The following is a 15,193-nucleotide window of genomic DNA, read 5'->3' on the forward strand; positions in this document are numbered from 1 at the left end:
AGAAGATCATGCTCAAACGAAAAGATGGCCATGCATAAACTCGAACGTCTCCTGCGCCCGAAGTCGATTGCTGTGTTCGGCGGGGCGCAGGCCGCTGCCGTCGTTGCCCAATCGATCAAGATGGGCTTTGCCGGCGAAATCTGGCCGGTGCATCCGACCAAGGACGAGGTCGCCGGCCGCAAGGCCTATCGTTCTGTTGCAGACCTTCCCGGTGCGCCCGACGCTGCCTTTGTCGGCGTCAACCGGCACTTGACCATCGAGGTGGTCAAGGCGCTGGCCGAACGTGGCGCCGGCGGCGCCGTCTGTTTTGCCGCCGGCTTTCTCGAGACCGAGGCCTACGATGATGACGGTGAGCGGCTGCAGGCCGAACTGGTGGCTGCCGCCGGCCAGATGCCGATCATCGGCCCGAATTGCTATGGCCTGATCAACTATGCCGACGGCGCGTTGCTGTGGCCCGACCAGCATGGCGGCATCAGGTTGCCCGAAAGCGCCAAGGGCGTCGCCATCATCACCCAGTCCTCCAACATCGCCATCAACATGACGATGCAGAAGCGCGGCCTGCCGATCGCCTTTCTGATGACCGCCGGCAATCAGGCGCAGACCGGCCTGTCCGAAATGGCGCTTGGCCTGATCGAGGACGAGCGCGTGACGTCGCTCGGCCTGCACATCGAGGCCTTCGATTCGGTAGCCGGCTTCGAGCGTCTGGCAGCGAGAGCCCGCGAACTGAAAAAACCGATCATCGCCATGAAAGTCGGCCGCTCCGAACAGGCGCGGCAAGCGACAGTCTCGCACACCGCCTCGCTCGCCGGCTCGGACGCCGCTTCCGGCGCTTTCCTGAGGCGGCTCGGCATTGCGCGCGTCGATTCCATCCCCGCCTTCATCGAGGCGCTGAAGCTGCTGCACGTCACCGGTCCGCTGCCCGGCTATCGCCTGTCGTCGATGAGCTGTTCGGGCGGCGAGGCCTCGGTGATGGCCGACAGTGCCGAGGGCCGCTGGGTCAACTTCCCAGAGCTCACCAGCAAGCACCGCGCCCATGTCAAATCGACGCTCGGGCCGCTGGTCGCTGTCGCCAACCCGTTGGACTACCACACCTTCATCTGGAACAACGAGCCGGCGATGACCGCCACCTTCACCGCCATGGTCTCGGGCGGGTTCGACCTCAACATGCTGGTGCTCGACTTTCCGCGCCCCGATCGTTGCTCGGTCACCGACTGGTGGGCGACGCTGCGCGCCTTCGAATCGGCGCTGAAGACCAACAAGGCGCATGGCGCGATCGTCTCGTCGCTGCCGGAGAACCTGCCGGAGGAATACACCGCCGAGCTGATGGCGCGCGGCATGGTGCCGTTGTTCGGCATCTCCGAAGCCATGGACGCCGCAGGCGCAGCAGCCTTCATCGGCTGGGCCTGGGCCGAGCCGCAGGCGCAGCCGATCGACACGTCAGCCGCGGGCGCTGCCGAAGGCGGCCATGTGACGCCTGATGAGGCCGAAGCCAAGGAGCGACTGATCAAGGCAGGCCTGCCGGTGCCGAAGGGCGAACGCGCCGCCAATGCAGTCGACGCCGTCATCTCGTCGATGGCGCTCGGCTTCCCGGTGGCGCTGAAGGCGCTCGGTGTCACCCACAAGTCGGAAGTCGGCGCTGTCAGGCTGAACCTGAGGGATGCCGAATCCGTCAGCACGGCGGCGCATGATCTGCTGCCGCTCGGCACCGGGCTCTATGTCGAGCGCATGGTGCGCGACGGCGTCGCCGAACTGATCGTCGGCTTCACCCGCGACCCGATGTTCGGCGCCGTGATGACGCTGGGCACCGGCGGCGTGCTGGTCGAACTGTTGCGCGACAGCGTCACCCTGATGCTGCCGGCGACGCGCGACGATATCGAGGCGGCCCTGCGCCGGCTGAAGTTGTTCCCCCTGCTCGAGGGCTATCGTGGGCGGCCGAAAGCCGATGTCGCCGCCGCCATCGAGGCCATCGCGGGCATTGCCGACTTCGTGCAGAAGAATGCCGGCGAGATCGAGGAACTCGACATCAACCCGCTCATCGTCTGCGCCGAGGGCAAGGGCGCCTGGATCGCCGACGCGCTGCTGGTGCTGGGAGACAAGAAGAATGTCTAACGTCATTTCGACCCGCCGCGAGGGCACTATCCTCGAGGTCACGCTTGACCGGCCGAAGGCCAATGCCATCGACCTCAAGACGTCGCGGCTGATGGGCGAGACGTTCAAGGCGTTCCGCGACGATCCGGAGCTTCGCGTCGCCATCGTCAAGACCGCCGGTGATAAGTTCTTCTGCGCCGGCTGGGATTTGAAGGCCGCTGCCGGCGGCGACGCGGTCGATGGCGACTATGGCGTCGGCGGCTTTGCCGGCCTGCAGGAGCTGCGCGACATGAACAAGCCGGTCATCGCCTGCGTCAACGGCATGGCGGTGGGCGGCGGCTTCGAACTGGCGCTGTCCTGCGACCTCATCTACGCTTCCGACCATTCCTCCTTCGCACTGCCCGAAATCCGCGCCGGCACGCTGGCCGACGCGGCGACGATCAAGCTTCCGAAGCGCATTCCCTACCATGTCGCCATGGACCTTTTGCTCACCGGCCGCTGGATGGATGTCGCCGAAGCGCATCGCTGGGGTCTGGTCAACGAAGTGCTGCCCAAGGAAAAGCTCGAAGACCGTGTCTGGGAGATTGCAAGGCTGCTGGCCAGCGGGCCGCCGCTGGTCTTTGCCGCGATCAAGGAGACGGCGCGGGTTGCCGAAGCCCTGACCTTCCAGGATGCGATGAACCGCGTGACGCGGCGGCAACTGGCGACCGTCGATGCGCTGTATGGCTCGGAAGATAATATGGAAGGTTTTCGCGCATTCGCCGAGAAGCGCGATCCGGTGTGGAAGGGGAAGTAGCCTAGCGGACGATGGCGTTCCTTCATCCCCCTCTGCCCTATCGGGCATCTCCCCCTCAAGGGGGGAGATTGGCTGCTCGGACCTCGACGCCCACCCACCAACGTAGACGATTGGCGAAACCATTCGCGACATCCGATCTCCCCCCTTGAGGGGGAGATGGCCGGCAGGCCAGAGGGGGGTGCCTGGGGGCCATCATCCAAAGTTGGTCTTCCCGCATGACCGACTACAAAACCCTCATCGACGCCGAGACCTGGGTCTTCATCGAGCGGACCAATTCCTTCTACCCGCCCGACACGATCGACTACACCATTGCCCAACAGCGCGCGATTTATGACCGGATGTGTCGCGAATTCTTTGCCGGCTATCCCGATGGCGTGACGGCGGAAACGACCATCATTGCCGCCCGCGATATCCCGATCCGCATCTATCGCAGCGCTACCCCGAACAAGGGGGCGATGGTGCTCTACATCCATGGTGGCGGATTCATCCTCGGCGGGCTCGACAGCCATGACGATGTCTGCGCCGAATTGTGCGCCCGCACGGGCTTCGAGGTGGTCTCCGTCGACTACCGACTGGCGCCGGAGCATTTGCACCCGGCCGCCTTCGACGATGCGCTGCATGCATTCCAGTGGGCGACCTCGACGTACGACCGCCCCGTTGTGCTCTGCGGCGACAGCGCCGGCGGCAATCTCTGCGCGGCCGTTGCCCACGCAACGCGTGGCCATGCAAAGCGGCCAATCGGCCAGGTGCTGATCTATCCCGGCCTGGGCGGCGACCGCTCGAGGGGTTCCTACGTGAGGCATGCGGAAGCTCCGATGCTGACGGTGCGCGATCTCGACTTCTACAAGCACATCCGCACCGGCGGCGCTGACGCCACCGGCGATATCACTTTGTCGCCGCTCGCCGACACCGACTTCACCAAACTGCCGCCGACGGTGCTCATCACCGCGCAATGCGACCCGCTGTCGTCCGACGGCGAAGCCTATCGCGACCGCGTCCTCGCCGCAGGCGGCCGCGCCACCTGGTTCGAGGAGCCCGGGCTGGTGCATAGCTATCTCCGGGCCAGGCACACGGTCGGCCGGGCGCGCGCCAGCTTCAGCCGTATCGTTGAGGCGGTCTCGGTGCTGGGCAAGGGCGACTGGGCTTGGTGATCATTCGCCGACAATCTGCCTGAGCAACCCTCCCAGGAGGAGCAAGCACCAACCTGTCTTCCATCCTGAGTTGACTGACACAAGAATTAGTCGCCGCTTCTGTGAAATGGCGAACAGTCCCAGCCGCCGTTTTGCATGAACCTTTCCACTTCCGCCTGCGACTGACGCTCAGGCGCCGCATGGTGCGGGGCCGGAAAGGATGCCCCCAATGACCAGGACCCCAGAGACTCGCAGGTCTCCGGGAACAACGGGAGCTCAGCGCGACCATCGCCTTCGGGATGGGGTCGATGCGCTGGGCTTCCGGCTGATTCCGTTGACCCTGCGCAGGAGCAGGCGTATCGTGAGGATGAGGAAAGCAGACAATTCGATCAGGGACGAACGTGCCGGAACGACGCGCCTTGCCCTGATTCGCACGGCCGGACCGGACGTTCCTCCCGAAAACTTCGGGGGGAGTTTTATGTCCTGCGATCGCGGCACGTCCATGCCATCTCCACGCGGCGGTTTGCGTCGTTCGCTCCATCTGGCCGGGGGTTTGCTTGCCCTGGCGCTGAGCGCCACGCTCTGGTTGGGCACAGCTGCCCGGGCGCAGGAAACTCAGATCATCTATCCCGGCTCGATGGCCGTGACCGGATTTTCCGGCACCGTCATTCCCAATTTCGAAGAAGGGCTGCCGCCCGGCGTCGACCCGGTCGACGAAACCTTCATCGACACGACGCGCGCCACCCTGCGCGTTTTCGACGTTTCGGCGCTGGGCGGACCTGCCTCCGGCCAGCTCGTCTACACGCCGCCGCCTTTCGAAGTAACGGCCGAACAGATCGGCCAGGTGTTCGCCGTCACCTATGATGACGGCGTGCGCGACGGCGTCCCATCAGGCATCCCCAACCTCTATGCCGGCGCCAGCTCGCTGCACGGCATCCGCATCGTCACCCCTGACGAAGACGCCGACGGAAGGCCCGAGCGGCAGCGCCGCGGCACGGCCGGCGCGGTCTTCATGGACGGCCAGTTCGGCACCGAAAATGGTGGCGGTCCCGGCACGATCTGGAAGATCGACGGCATCACCGGCGCCGTCTCCAAATTCGCCGACATCGACACCAACAGCGGTCCCGGCATCGGCGACGTCACTTTCGACAGCAATCACCGCGAATTCTTCGCCAGCGACCTCGACACCGGCCTCATCCACCGCCTCGCGGACGACGGTACGCTAATCGACACGTTCGACCACGGCGTTGCCGGCCGACCGGCGCATGGGCTCGCGCCCGTCGCCGACGACGGCGCGGTAATGGACATACAAGGTGCTGCGTTCGACTCGGAAGATCCTGATACCTGGGGCTACACGCAGGATGAACGCCGCGTCTGGGCGGTCGCCTATCATGGCGGCCGGGTTTACTATTCGGTCGGCGAAAAGTCCGAAATCTGGTCGGTGGGCATTGCCCGCGACGGTAGCTTTGCCGGCGATCCGCGCTGGGAGCTGACGGTCAAGGCCGACAAGGACTACGCCGTCACCGACATCGCCTTCGACAATCAAGGCTTCATGTACCTGGCGCAGCGCGGCCCGGTGGAAAACCGCTACGATTACAGCCAGTTCGCCGATTCCGGCAAAGGCGAGGTCATCCGCTACTGGCGTGAAAACCCCGACGATCCGGCGACGGAATCGGAGTGGGTGGAAGAGCCGCAGGAATATGCGGCCGGTTTCCCGCAGGGCAACCGGCAGTCGGCCGGCGGCCTCGACCTGCAATATGGCTACGACGCCGAAGGCAATCTCAACACCGGCGTCTGCACCGATACGCTGGTCAACACCGGCGACAAGTTGCGCGACAACCCCACACTGGCCGACCGGCTCGCCGCCGGCGGGCCGCTTGCCGTGCACGGCGTGCAGATCACGCCGACGCCGCTGGTCAAGCCGGCCAACGTGCCGCCCTTCGGGTCGTGGTTCGTCGATTTCGACGGCTATTTCGAGGACCCCGAAGTGGAAGGCCATGTCGGCGATGTCGAGGTCTGGCACCCCTGTGAAGGCCGTGCCGGCTACTATGAAGAAATCCCCGGCGGTTACCTGCCGCCCTTCTATCCGCCTGATTTCCCACCGCCCGGCGATCTGCCGCCGTGCATCGATGTCGAGGATGTCCAGTTCTACTGCACGCCTCGCGGCCTCCAGGCCGACCTCTATCTCCATGACCATACCGGCTTCGGCGGCGATTCGATCAAGGCCCAGTCCAGGACGCCAGGCGTCGGGGTGACATCACCCCAGTCGCACGCGCCCGGCAAGCCTTACACGATCGACATCACCGGCCACTATCCGGGCGACACAGTCGATGTCGGGCTTTGCTTCTACAGGCAATCCGACAAGGACAAGGGTGGCTACTACCCTTGCTGCAAGATGACTTTGCCGCTCAGAACCCCAGCCGTCAGCTGCGAACGTTGAGGAGGGAGAGATGAACATTTCTGCACTTTCCCCCACCGCGACGCGCAACCAGAAAACCGTCATGGAGACCATCATGAGACCCCTGTCATACGCCAGGCGCGGCGCGCGCTGGCTGATGGCGGCCGGTATCGCGGTCGCCATGTACGCCCCTGTGGCAAGTCACGCCGAAGACGCCGTCCCGATCACCCCGGAACTGCGGCTCGACCTCGACAATTCGAAAATCATCACTCCGAGGCCGGAACGGGTCGTGCCGTTCTTCACCAAGAAAGGCACCCAGCGAGGTTGCGACTACGTCGTCTACTCCCTGAGCTTCGGCCTGCGCGGCGATGCGCAAAGCTTTGCCGACCCGGGCATGATTGCCCTGTTGAAGAAGCTCAAGATCGAGTTCAAGGACCAGCTTCCGCACGGCCTGTCGATCGTCAGCGCTCATGTGTCGGGCGACGGCACGGACGCTGCGGGCGGCCCGCTGCCCGGCGTTTCGATCAGCACCTCGGCCGATCCGAACGATACGGCAACCGTGTCTGATTTCCGGCTCTCCGCCGCCGATCTCGACGGCGCGGGCGCTGCCAATGAACGCGTCGTCAACTTCCAGATCACCGCCAAGATCGACCATGCGGCGTTTCCCTCGCCGACCATCGTCGACAACCAGGGTCTGATCAAGGTGACAAATGGAGCTGGCACCGGGACCATCATCCCGTCGCAGGATCCGGGCAAGCCCGACGATGGCGACTTCAAGACCGGCGTGAAGACCTCGATCAAGATCGACCTCACCAACTGTGACAAGCGGCCTCCGCCTCCCGACCGGGAATGCTTCAAGGTGGAGCGCGGCACGGTCGATTGCGTGCCCGGCGGCGGCGCTTTCATCTACCACATGCCTGTCGGCCCGGAGATGGGCGGCAAGTGGGTGCAGGTGTCGACGACCACCCCCGGTATCACCATCATCCCCGACACCCAACTGGTGCCGGCGGGCGGCGGTGTGCTCAACTGGAAGATCGTCGGCGCATCGCCCGGCGATGTCATCCACCTCATCGTCACCGGCATCGAGACCTATGCCGGCCCGAAGGAGGGTTGGGGGCTGTGCTGCACGCAAACCATCGACATCGTCATCCCGCGTGACCTGAGATGTCCGCCCAAGGACAAGGAACCGGACCTCAAGGTCGAGAAACGCGCCGACGTGACGCGTTGCACGATGGGTGGCGGCTGCGACTTCACCATTCGGGTCACCAATGTCGGCGACGGGCCGTATCACGGCAAGATCGTGCTCGACGAGGTGACGCTGCCGGCCGGCTCGACGCTGGATTCAGGGCCCAACCCGCCCTGGGTCTGCGTGCCCGGCGCGACCCCGATGACGTGCGCCTATCCGGTGACCACGCTCAATCCGGGCGCCTCCGTCGACCTCAAGCTCGGCTTCAAGCCGGCCGGTGGCTGGCAAGGCAGCACGCTGCGCAACTGCGCCACCTACAATTACGGCGCCAGCGGCAAGCCGCTGTTCGGCAGCCAGCAGAACGATCGTGGCTGCGCCTCGATCCCGATCTGCCGGCGTGGCGACCGCGACCGCGATTGCCGGCCGCCGGTCGACAAGAAGGTCGACCTGATCCTGAAGAAGCGTGCCCGCATTCCGGTCTGTACGCCCGACGGCATCTGCTACTTCGTGATCGACATCATCAACAATGGCAGCGTTCCCTATAATGGGCCGCTGACGGTCATCGACAATTATCCGGGGGGCGCGCCGGCCTCTTCGACCTTCGGCCCGTCTCCGCCCTGGACATGCGGACCGAACGGCCCCGGGCAGTTCCGCTGCGACAATGCCGGCATCGTGCTGATGCCGGGCGCCTCGACGCCGATCGTCGTCAAGGCGGTGATGCCGGCCGGCTACCAGTCGGACTCGGTGGAAAACTGCGCGGCGCTGAAGCCCGTTCCCGGTGAGGTCGACCTCACCAACAACAAGGCCTGCGCCAAGGAACGCTTCCGGCATCCCAACGGCGGCAAGCCAACCTTGCGCATAACCAAGGTGTGCAGCGGCTCGCTGGCCGGCGCGGCGGTGGTTTCCTGCCGCATCACCGTCATCAGCCTTGGCACCTCTGCCCCCACCGGTCCGGTGCGGGTCAACGATGCCGCCACGCTGATCTCGGGCGGCGCGCCGGTCCAGATCCAGACCGTCACACCCGACGGCGCGGAATGGGCCTGCGGAGCGGTTCCGGCCAACGCGCTGTCGTGCCAGATTCCGGGCGCCGTGATGACGCCTGGAACCAGCCGGCACTTCGACGTGACGGTTTCGGCCAATGGCGCGTTCGAGAACTGCGCACGCGGCTCGTACGGCCCGGCTCCGGGAGACGACGTCGTCTACCCGTTCGGCCAGGCCTGCGCCAAGGGCGGTGGCACCTCCACCATCAGCGTCAAGAAGACCGGCGATGCCGAGTGCCAGCCGGGACAACCCTGCTCGTTCGAGATCACCATCACCAATGACGGCCAGACCCCATTCTCCGGTCCGGTCCGCATCGGCGATGCGATCGGCGTGGACGGGCTCGGCCGGCTGGAAGGCGTTGCGATCACGTCGATTGAACCGCCCTTCGGCTGCTCGCCGGAACCGACGACGCTGCCTCTGTCCTGCATCGCCAACCTGACTCTCGGCGCCGGGGAAAGCCACGTGCACACTGTCACCGTGGTCCTTCCCGACGCCCCGCTGGCCAACCTGCAGGGCAATGTCAGCGGCCAGAACTGCGTCGGTGTCTTGTCTCCTGATACCAGGGTGCAAGGCGGCGACATGCTGTCCGGCGATCAGACCAACATCCAGGGCGGTCGCGGCAAGGCCTATGCGTGCCATCCCTTCACCATCAAGCGTAAGGTGAAGAAAGAGTGCTCGCCGGGCTTTGTGATGAACGACGCCGGCCGGTGCGTGTGTCCGGAAGGCACCACCTTCCGCAACGGCCAGTGCTCGCCCGGCGGTGGCGTCATCATCGAGCCAAAGCCAAGGCCCTGCGTGCTGCTCAAGGGCCAGATCCGCACCGAGGACGGACGCTGTGTCTGCCCACGCGGAACCGAGCTCGAGAACGGCGCCTGCGTCAAGATCGACAAGCCGGGCTGCACCATCCCAGGCTCGGTTCCGACGTCGGACGGCAATGGCTGCTACTGCCCGGACGGCACGCATCTCGACCGACAGGCAAATGCCTGCGTGCGCGACAAGCAGAAGCCCGAGCAGTGCACCATACGCGGCCAGGTTCATGACGCCGACGGCGATTGTGTCTGCCCGCGTGGTACCGAGGTGCGCAATGGAGCCTGCCGGCCGATCCGGCCGAAGCCAGAGCAGTGCACCATCCGCGGCCAGGTTCATGACGCCGATGGCGATTGTGTCTGCCCGCGTGGGACCGAGGTGCGCAATGGAGCCTGCCGGCCGATCCGGCCGAAGCCAGAGCAGTGCACCATCCGCGGCCAGGTTCATGACGCCAATGGCAATTGTGTCTGCCCACGGGGCACCGAAGTGCGGGACGGTGCCTGCCGGCAGAAGCGGCCTGTGCTGGAACAGTGCGACATACGCGGCCAGGTCCACAACAAGCGCGGCGAGTGCGTTTGCCCGCGCGGCACCCAGGTGATCGACGGCGCATGCCGCAAGCCGAGGCCGGAAGAATGTGCCCCGGGCTCGGTGATGATCAACGGCCAGTGCCAACCGATCAGGCGGCGCTGCCCGGAAGGCACGGTTGGGCGGTATCCGAACTGCAGGGCAATCCGGCAACAGCCATCGCTCGATCCGAGCCTGTTGCTCAATCCGGGGATCCTTCAGCAGTTCGTGCCGAACCGCACGCAGCATCCGCAGGTACAGCCGCAGAGGGATCCGACGGCCAACTTCAAGCCGTAGGTTCTGGATACGAGCCAGAAATAGAACCCCCGCCGGAGCGATCCGGCGGGGTTTTTCTTTCAGGCGGCAGAGTTGTCGATCCTCACACTGCTCCAGGCCGAATCTCAGCTGGCGGGCGCGTAGCGCAGCAACGTCACGCCCTGGGCAAGGCTTTGCGTGCCGAGCGGCTGCAAGGTCAGCGACAGGCCGGACTGGAAGTACGGCTTGCCGCCGCCCAGCACGACCGGCTGCATGTAGAGCCGGAATTCGTCGATCAGGCCCGCGCGCGCGAATTGTGCGGCAAGATCGGCGCCGCTGACGGAGATTTCGCCCTCCGTCCGCGATTTGAGCTCACTTGCAACGGTTTCGACATCGCCACACACCAGCCGGGCATTGGGCCCGACGTCGCGAAGCGTCGTCGAAAACACGATCTTCGGGGTCTTTTGCCAGGCATCGGCAAAATCCCGCTCGACCTCTCCCCCGGTTTGGCGCTCCGGACTGTCCCAGAAGCGCATCGCCTCATACATCCGGCGTCCGCAGAACGCGATCGCGGTCCGCCGCATCTCGTCGTTGAAATGCCGGTGCAGTTCTTCTTCGGGCACCGGCAAGCCGATGTCGCCCGACGTTCCCTCGATAAAGCCGTCCAGCGACGTCAGCATGGAGTAGACGATCTTTCCCACGTGTACCTCCGTTCGATGCCTATAGGCTATATATCTGATTGCGATTTACAATCAGATTTCAAAGAGCGAACGGACTGAGGTGGATCACCCGGGAAGGCCAACACTCGGACCAGCAATTATGTTCTGTCGCTGTGAACCTTAGCTCCGGCTGGGATGACCCACTCCTGAAGGAACACTTTCAGGAGAGAGAGAGAATGTCTTCATCCCGCTATATCTTTCGCAACACGGCGACCGCTGTTGCCTTAATCGCAGCCGCGCTCGCCAGCACGTCGGCCCTTGCCGAACAGGCCAACATCAAGTCGATGTCCTTCGACACGCAGAGCGCCAACACCACGCTTCACGTCGTTTCGAGCGACAAGCAGAGATGGGACAGGCTGAAGAGCGGCACCGTCCAGTTCTGGGGTCACATGAAGATCGATACGCGCTGGCCCGGCTACGTTCAGGATGTCGGTGTCGCACTCGGCGTCTGCGGACCCGGCCAATGCGGCCCGTTTCCACCGATCTGGAGCGCCGCGCCGGTCAGCCGTGACTACGACCACCAGGAAAACTTCGCCTTTGATCCGGCCAATATACCCCTATCGTCGGACACCGGCATAGCCGTCGTGCCCTATGGCGACCAGATCATCGCCAGGTGCAACCAGCACCTGCAGGCTGACGGTCCGACGAAATCCTATTCGTTCAGCCACACGTTCGACGCCAGCTTCACGGCACTTACCGACAAGGCGCTCGACATGGGCAATGCCGTCGCCGAAACCCAGCAGGGCAGCTGGCCCTATCCGCTTTTCGATTCGAACTACGCCGCGCATGGCACTTTCCAGGTGCAGGTTGTCTGCGACCCGGTGATCAAGCCCGATGCCCAGGACGTCGCTGCCGATTTCGGCAAGTTCGAGGTCGAGAACGTCAAGCTGTTCCTGACCACCTACCAGTCGAACCAACCGGGCTCGACTCCTGGCACGGTCTGCCCCTCGCTGAAGGTTACCAGCCGGGCGCAAGCCAACCAGGCCGGACCGGTCTCGATGCGCATCTGGCGACAGAAGGACGGCGGACCGGTCACCTCCGAATTCAAGCAGGCGTGGGCATCGTACGACGCGAGCAAGAATGGTTATTACGCCAGCTATGAGAAGTGGGAGAACGTCGGCGCCACGGCCTATTTCCAGTACAAGACCGAGATCGTCGGCAACGGACCGTTCGAACCCTTCGATGGCTGGAAGGACATCACGGTGCATTGCACCGGCGCCGGCGGTGGTGGTTTCACCGACGCACCGCAGGCCGATCTCGACAACCCGCCGGCAAAGGCCGACTGGCAAGGCGAAGTCACCGTTTCCGACAGCGCAGGTGCGAGAAAACTCTGCCCTCGCAAAGGTCAGGTGGCATTCGAGGCGAGCCGCGACGAGCCCGGCGCGTTTCACTACCGGATCGGCTGTTCGAACGGCGCCTTCTTCACCGGCACCACGGTCGCCTTCAATGATGGCGGCGTCTTCAAGGCCAGCGCGGCACATGATCTCAGCATCGTCAGGACCCGCTCGATCCAGTGCACCCTGCAGGAGATCAAGCAGAACGGCTCCATCGCCAGCGTCGATACGGACAAAGAGGACTTCACCTGCATAAAGCGCACCTCCGAACCGGAGGCCGACGATCTCGTCTCGAGCACGCGTCCGGACTTCGGCAAGCCGAGACCGCCGCCGGTCGTCGTCGATCCCGGCCGCAAATGCCTGCCCAGCCAGACATTGCTGCGCGGCAGATGTATCGACAAGCCGATCGTTGCCGCGTGCAAGAGCACCGAAAAGCTTGTCAACGGCAGGTGCATCGGCGTCAGCATCCACTGTCTGCCAGGCTATCGTCAGGTCGGCTTGAAATGCGTGAGGAACCCGGAGGTCGCCGACCAGTGCAGGCGCGACGAATTGCGCATCAACGGCAAATGCGTGCGCAAGCCTCCTGTGATCATCGACTGCAAACGCGGCTACCACCTGGCCGGCAAGGCATGCGTGAAGGACGCCATCATCACCACCGGCTGCCGGACGACCGAAAAGCTTGTGCGTGGACATTGCGTGTCGAAGCCACCCGTCAAGACGTTCAATCTGCAGAGATTGAAGCAAGGCAGCGGCAAGCTGTTTGCGCCGGGATTGGCCAAACCGCGGCGTCACGTGAACTGAAATTTGACGCTACAGACCTGGAGAGGCGGCCCACTGCCGCCTCTCCGCATTGTGTGGATCAGCCGCTCACACCGGATTCCTGTCGACAAGCGGCGTCGAGACGATTAGGGCGGAAGCAAGCTCAACAACGGGAAGCGGACATGGCCAGCAAGACCCTGATTGCGCCATCGGTGCTGGCGTCGGATTTCTCGAAGCTAGGCGACGAGGTCGAGGCGGTGACCTCGGCCGGCGCCGACTGGATACATCTCGATGTCATGGACGGGCATTTCGTGCCCAACATCACCTTCGGCCCGCCGGTGATCAAGGCCATCCGCAACCGCACCAAGGCATTCTTCGACTGTCATCTGATGATTGCGCCGGCCGATCCCTATCTGGCCGCCTTTGCCGATGCCGGCTGCGACGGCATGACCGTGCATGCCGAGGCTGGACCGCATCTCGACCGTTCGTTGCAGACCATCAAGGGTCTCGGCAAGAAGGCTGGTGTGTCGCTCAATCCGGCGACTCCGGAAAGCTCGATCGAATATGTGCTCGACCGGCTCGACCTGATCCTTATCATGACCGTCAATCCGGGTTTTGGCGGCCAGGCCTTCATCCCGGCCATGGTCGACAAGGTCAAGCGGGTCAAGGCGCTGATCGGCAACCGGCCGATCCGCATCGAGATCGACGGCGGCGTGTCGCCGGAGACGGCTCCCCTGGTCACATCAGCCGGCGCCGACGTGCTGGTGGCAGGCGCCGCCGTCTTCAAGGGCGGCAGCGTCGAGGCCTATCGGGCCAATATCGAAGCCATCCGAACCGCGGCCGACCGGGCTGCCGGCTGACATCAGTTTCCGGAAAAATCGCGACAGCTCTGACCTCTCGGCCTGATCTTTCAGCCGGCGAGATGTCCCGGAAAGCGGTCAACTGGCGGCAGTCGCCGGAACTGACCGTCGCGGCGAGCGACGCGATCACAGCATCTGGCAGCAAAATCTATTGGACGAATGCCGAGGGCGTGTTCATTGCGGGAGCGGCAAGTTCGGCAATCTGACGTGCGTTAAGAAAAAATTACCCGTATTCCGGATCTCGCAGCCGGGTCGCGAAGACGCAAGCCGCATCGCGGGACAAAGTTTCTTCGTAAGAACAAGTTTTTCACGATATTCGTTACTTCCCTCGAGTAAGATGTGCAAACCTTCCTCTTTAAGTCGAATATCGTGATCTTCCCCTTGAGCCATGGATGCCTTAGGGCGTATAGTAAAAGTATAGGGGATTCGTTTGCTTCGCGAACGGGCTGGCGGAGCGTGGGAGAGCGATAGGAGTCATATTGACCTACGGATCTGCCGATATGAGCGAAGGCGCCGGCGCCAAGAGCACACTCGCCAGCACGGTCTACCAGCAGCTTCGCGACGATCTCCTGCGCGGTGTGTTTGAAAGTGAAAGCAAGCTTCGTGTCGAATGGGTGGTTTCCCGTTACGGCGCCGGCGCTTCGCCGGTTCGCGAGGCTCTCAACCGGCTTGCTTCGGAAGGCCTGCTCGGCCGCCACGACCAGCGCGGTTTCTTCATCATGCCGGTCAGCGCCCCCGAGTTAGAAGAGTTGACGCGCACGCGCTGCTGGCTGGAAGATCGGGCGCTGCGTGAATCCATTGCCAACCGCACCGGCGAATGGGAAGAGCAGTTGGTACTGGCCTTGCATCGGCTGGCGCGCGCCCAGCGCCGTTTGCCGGAGGATCCGTCCTCGAACAATCCGGAATGGGAAAAGCTGCATCGCGCCTTCCATCGGGCACTGATCGCAGGCTGCCGGTCGCACTGGCTGATCGGCTTTTGTGACCAGCTTTCCGATCAGGCCTCCCGCTACCGGCTGATCTCCCAGGACAGGCCCGAGCGCGACGATATCGGCGAGCATCGCCTGATTGCCGAGCGCACCGTGGATGGCGATGCCGATGGCGCCGTCGAAGCGCTGCTCAACCACTACCGTTTGACGGCAGCCATGTGCATGGAGCGCTTCAACGAGAGCGGCGATCTCCGGGCAAGCAAGGCGTTGCGCGGCCGCAGATAGCAACACTTGCGGTTTTTCGATCCGAAATCTGCTTGCAGCGGTGTT

At 64.0% G+C, this 15,193-nt stretch carries 9 protein-coding genes; 8 read left to right on the forward strand and 1 reads right to left on the reverse strand.

What is annotated here, in order from left to right:
• Positions 1-30: 30 nt before the first annotated feature.
• From JQK88_RS05545 to JQK88_RS05565, 5 genes are all read left to right on the forward strand, one after another.
• Positions 31-2,109, forward strand: coding sequence for an acetate--CoA ligase family protein (locus tag JQK88_RS05545; protein WP_203277698.1), 2,079 nt, complete (start codon positions 31-33; stop codon positions 2,107-2,109).
• Complete coding sequence (locus JQK88_RS05550; protein WP_203277699.1) at positions 2,102-2,884, forward strand: carnitinyl-CoA dehydratase; 783 nt, start codon at positions 2,102-2,104, stop codon at positions 2,882-2,884. The genes JQK88_RS05545 and JQK88_RS05550 overlap by 8 nt, the downstream gene beginning before the upstream one ends.
• A 215-nt stretch (positions 2,885-3,099) precedes the next feature.
• Complete coding sequence (locus JQK88_RS05555; protein ID WP_203277700.1) at positions 3,100-4,035, forward strand: alpha/beta hydrolase; 936 nt, start codon at positions 3,100-3,102, stop codon at positions 4,033-4,035.
• Positions 4,036-4,516: 481 nt separating this feature from the next.
• The gene (locus JQK88_RS05560) at positions 4,517-6,454 is read left to right on the forward strand and encodes a hypothetical protein (RefSeq protein ID WP_246749737.1); all 1,938 of its coding nucleotides are present in this window, start codon (positions 4,517-4,519) and stop codon (positions 6,452-6,454) included.
• 10 nt (positions 6,455-6,464) lie between these two features.
• A complete protein-coding gene (locus tag JQK88_RS05565) occupies positions 6,465-10,307 on the forward strand; it encodes a DUF7929 domain-containing protein (RefSeq protein WP_203277702.1) in 3,843 nt (1,280 codons plus the stop codon).
• Between the two features lie 104 nt (positions 10,308-10,411).
• On the opposite strand, the gene JQK88_RS05570 is transcribed toward JQK88_RS05565, so the two are convergent.
• Complete coding sequence (locus JQK88_RS05570) at positions 10,412-10,966, reverse strand: dihydrofolate reductase family protein (RefSeq protein ID WP_203277703.1); 555 nt, start codon at positions 10,964-10,966, stop codon at positions 10,412-10,414.
• Between the two features lie 194 nt (positions 10,967-11,160).
• Here JQK88_RS05570 and JQK88_RS05575 point away from each other — a divergent pair, with 194 nt between their 5' ends.
• The 3 genes from JQK88_RS05575 (at position 11,161) to JQK88_RS05585 (ending at position 15,148) form a co-directional block, all read left to right on the forward strand.
• The gene (locus tag JQK88_RS05575; protein WP_203277704.1) at positions 11,161-13,119 is read left to right on the forward strand and encodes a hypothetical protein; all 1,959 of its coding nucleotides are present in this window, start codon (positions 11,161-11,163) and stop codon (positions 13,117-13,119) included.
• 140 nt (positions 13,120-13,259) lie between these two features.
• On the forward strand, positions 13,260-13,937 hold the full coding sequence (gene rpe, locus JQK88_RS05580) for a ribulose-phosphate 3-epimerase (protein ID WP_192249399.1): 678 nt from the start codon (positions 13,260-13,262) through the stop codon (positions 13,935-13,937).
• A 479-nt stretch (positions 13,938-14,416) separates the two neighbouring features.
• On the forward strand, positions 14,417-15,148 hold the full coding sequence (locus JQK88_RS05585) for a GntR family transcriptional regulator (RefSeq protein ID WP_203277705.1): 732 nt from the start codon (positions 14,417-14,419) through the stop codon (positions 15,146-15,148).
• The last annotated feature ends 45 nt before the right edge of the window (positions 15,149-15,193 follow it).

This window comes from Mesorhizobium caraganae (assembly GCF_016836705.1).
Classification (GTDB): domain Bacteria; phylum Pseudomonadota; class Alphaproteobacteria; order Rhizobiales; family Rhizobiaceae; genus Mesorhizobium; species Mesorhizobium caraganae.

Bases quoted from the DNA above. Each gene is read 5' to 3' on its own strand.
- JQK88_RS05545 (WP_203277698.1), top strand. From the start codon at position 31: ATGCATAAACTCGAACGTCTCCTGCGCCCGAAGTCGATTGCTGTGTTC.
- JQK88_RS05550 (WP_203277699.1), top strand. From the start codon at position 2,102: ATGTCTAACGTCATTTCGACCCGCCGCGAGGGCACTATCCTCGAGGTC.
- JQK88_RS05555 (WP_203277700.1), top strand. From the start codon at position 3,100: ATGACCGACTACAAAACCCTCATCGACGCCGAGACCTGGGTCTTCATC.
- JQK88_RS05560 (WP_246749737.1), top strand. From the start codon at position 4,517: ATGCCATCTCCACGCGGCGGTTTGCGTCGTTCGCTCCATCTGGCCGGG.
- JQK88_RS05565 (WP_203277702.1), top strand. From the start codon at position 6,465: ATGAACATTTCTGCACTTTCCCCCACCGCGACGCGCAACCAGAAAACC.
- JQK88_RS05575 (WP_203277704.1), top strand. From the start codon at position 11,161: ATGTCTTCATCCCGCTATATCTTTCGCAACACGGCGACCGCTGTTGCC.
- rpe (WP_192249399.1), top strand. From the start codon at position 13,260: ATGGCCAGCAAGACCCTGATTGCGCCATCGGTGCTGGCGTCGGATTTC.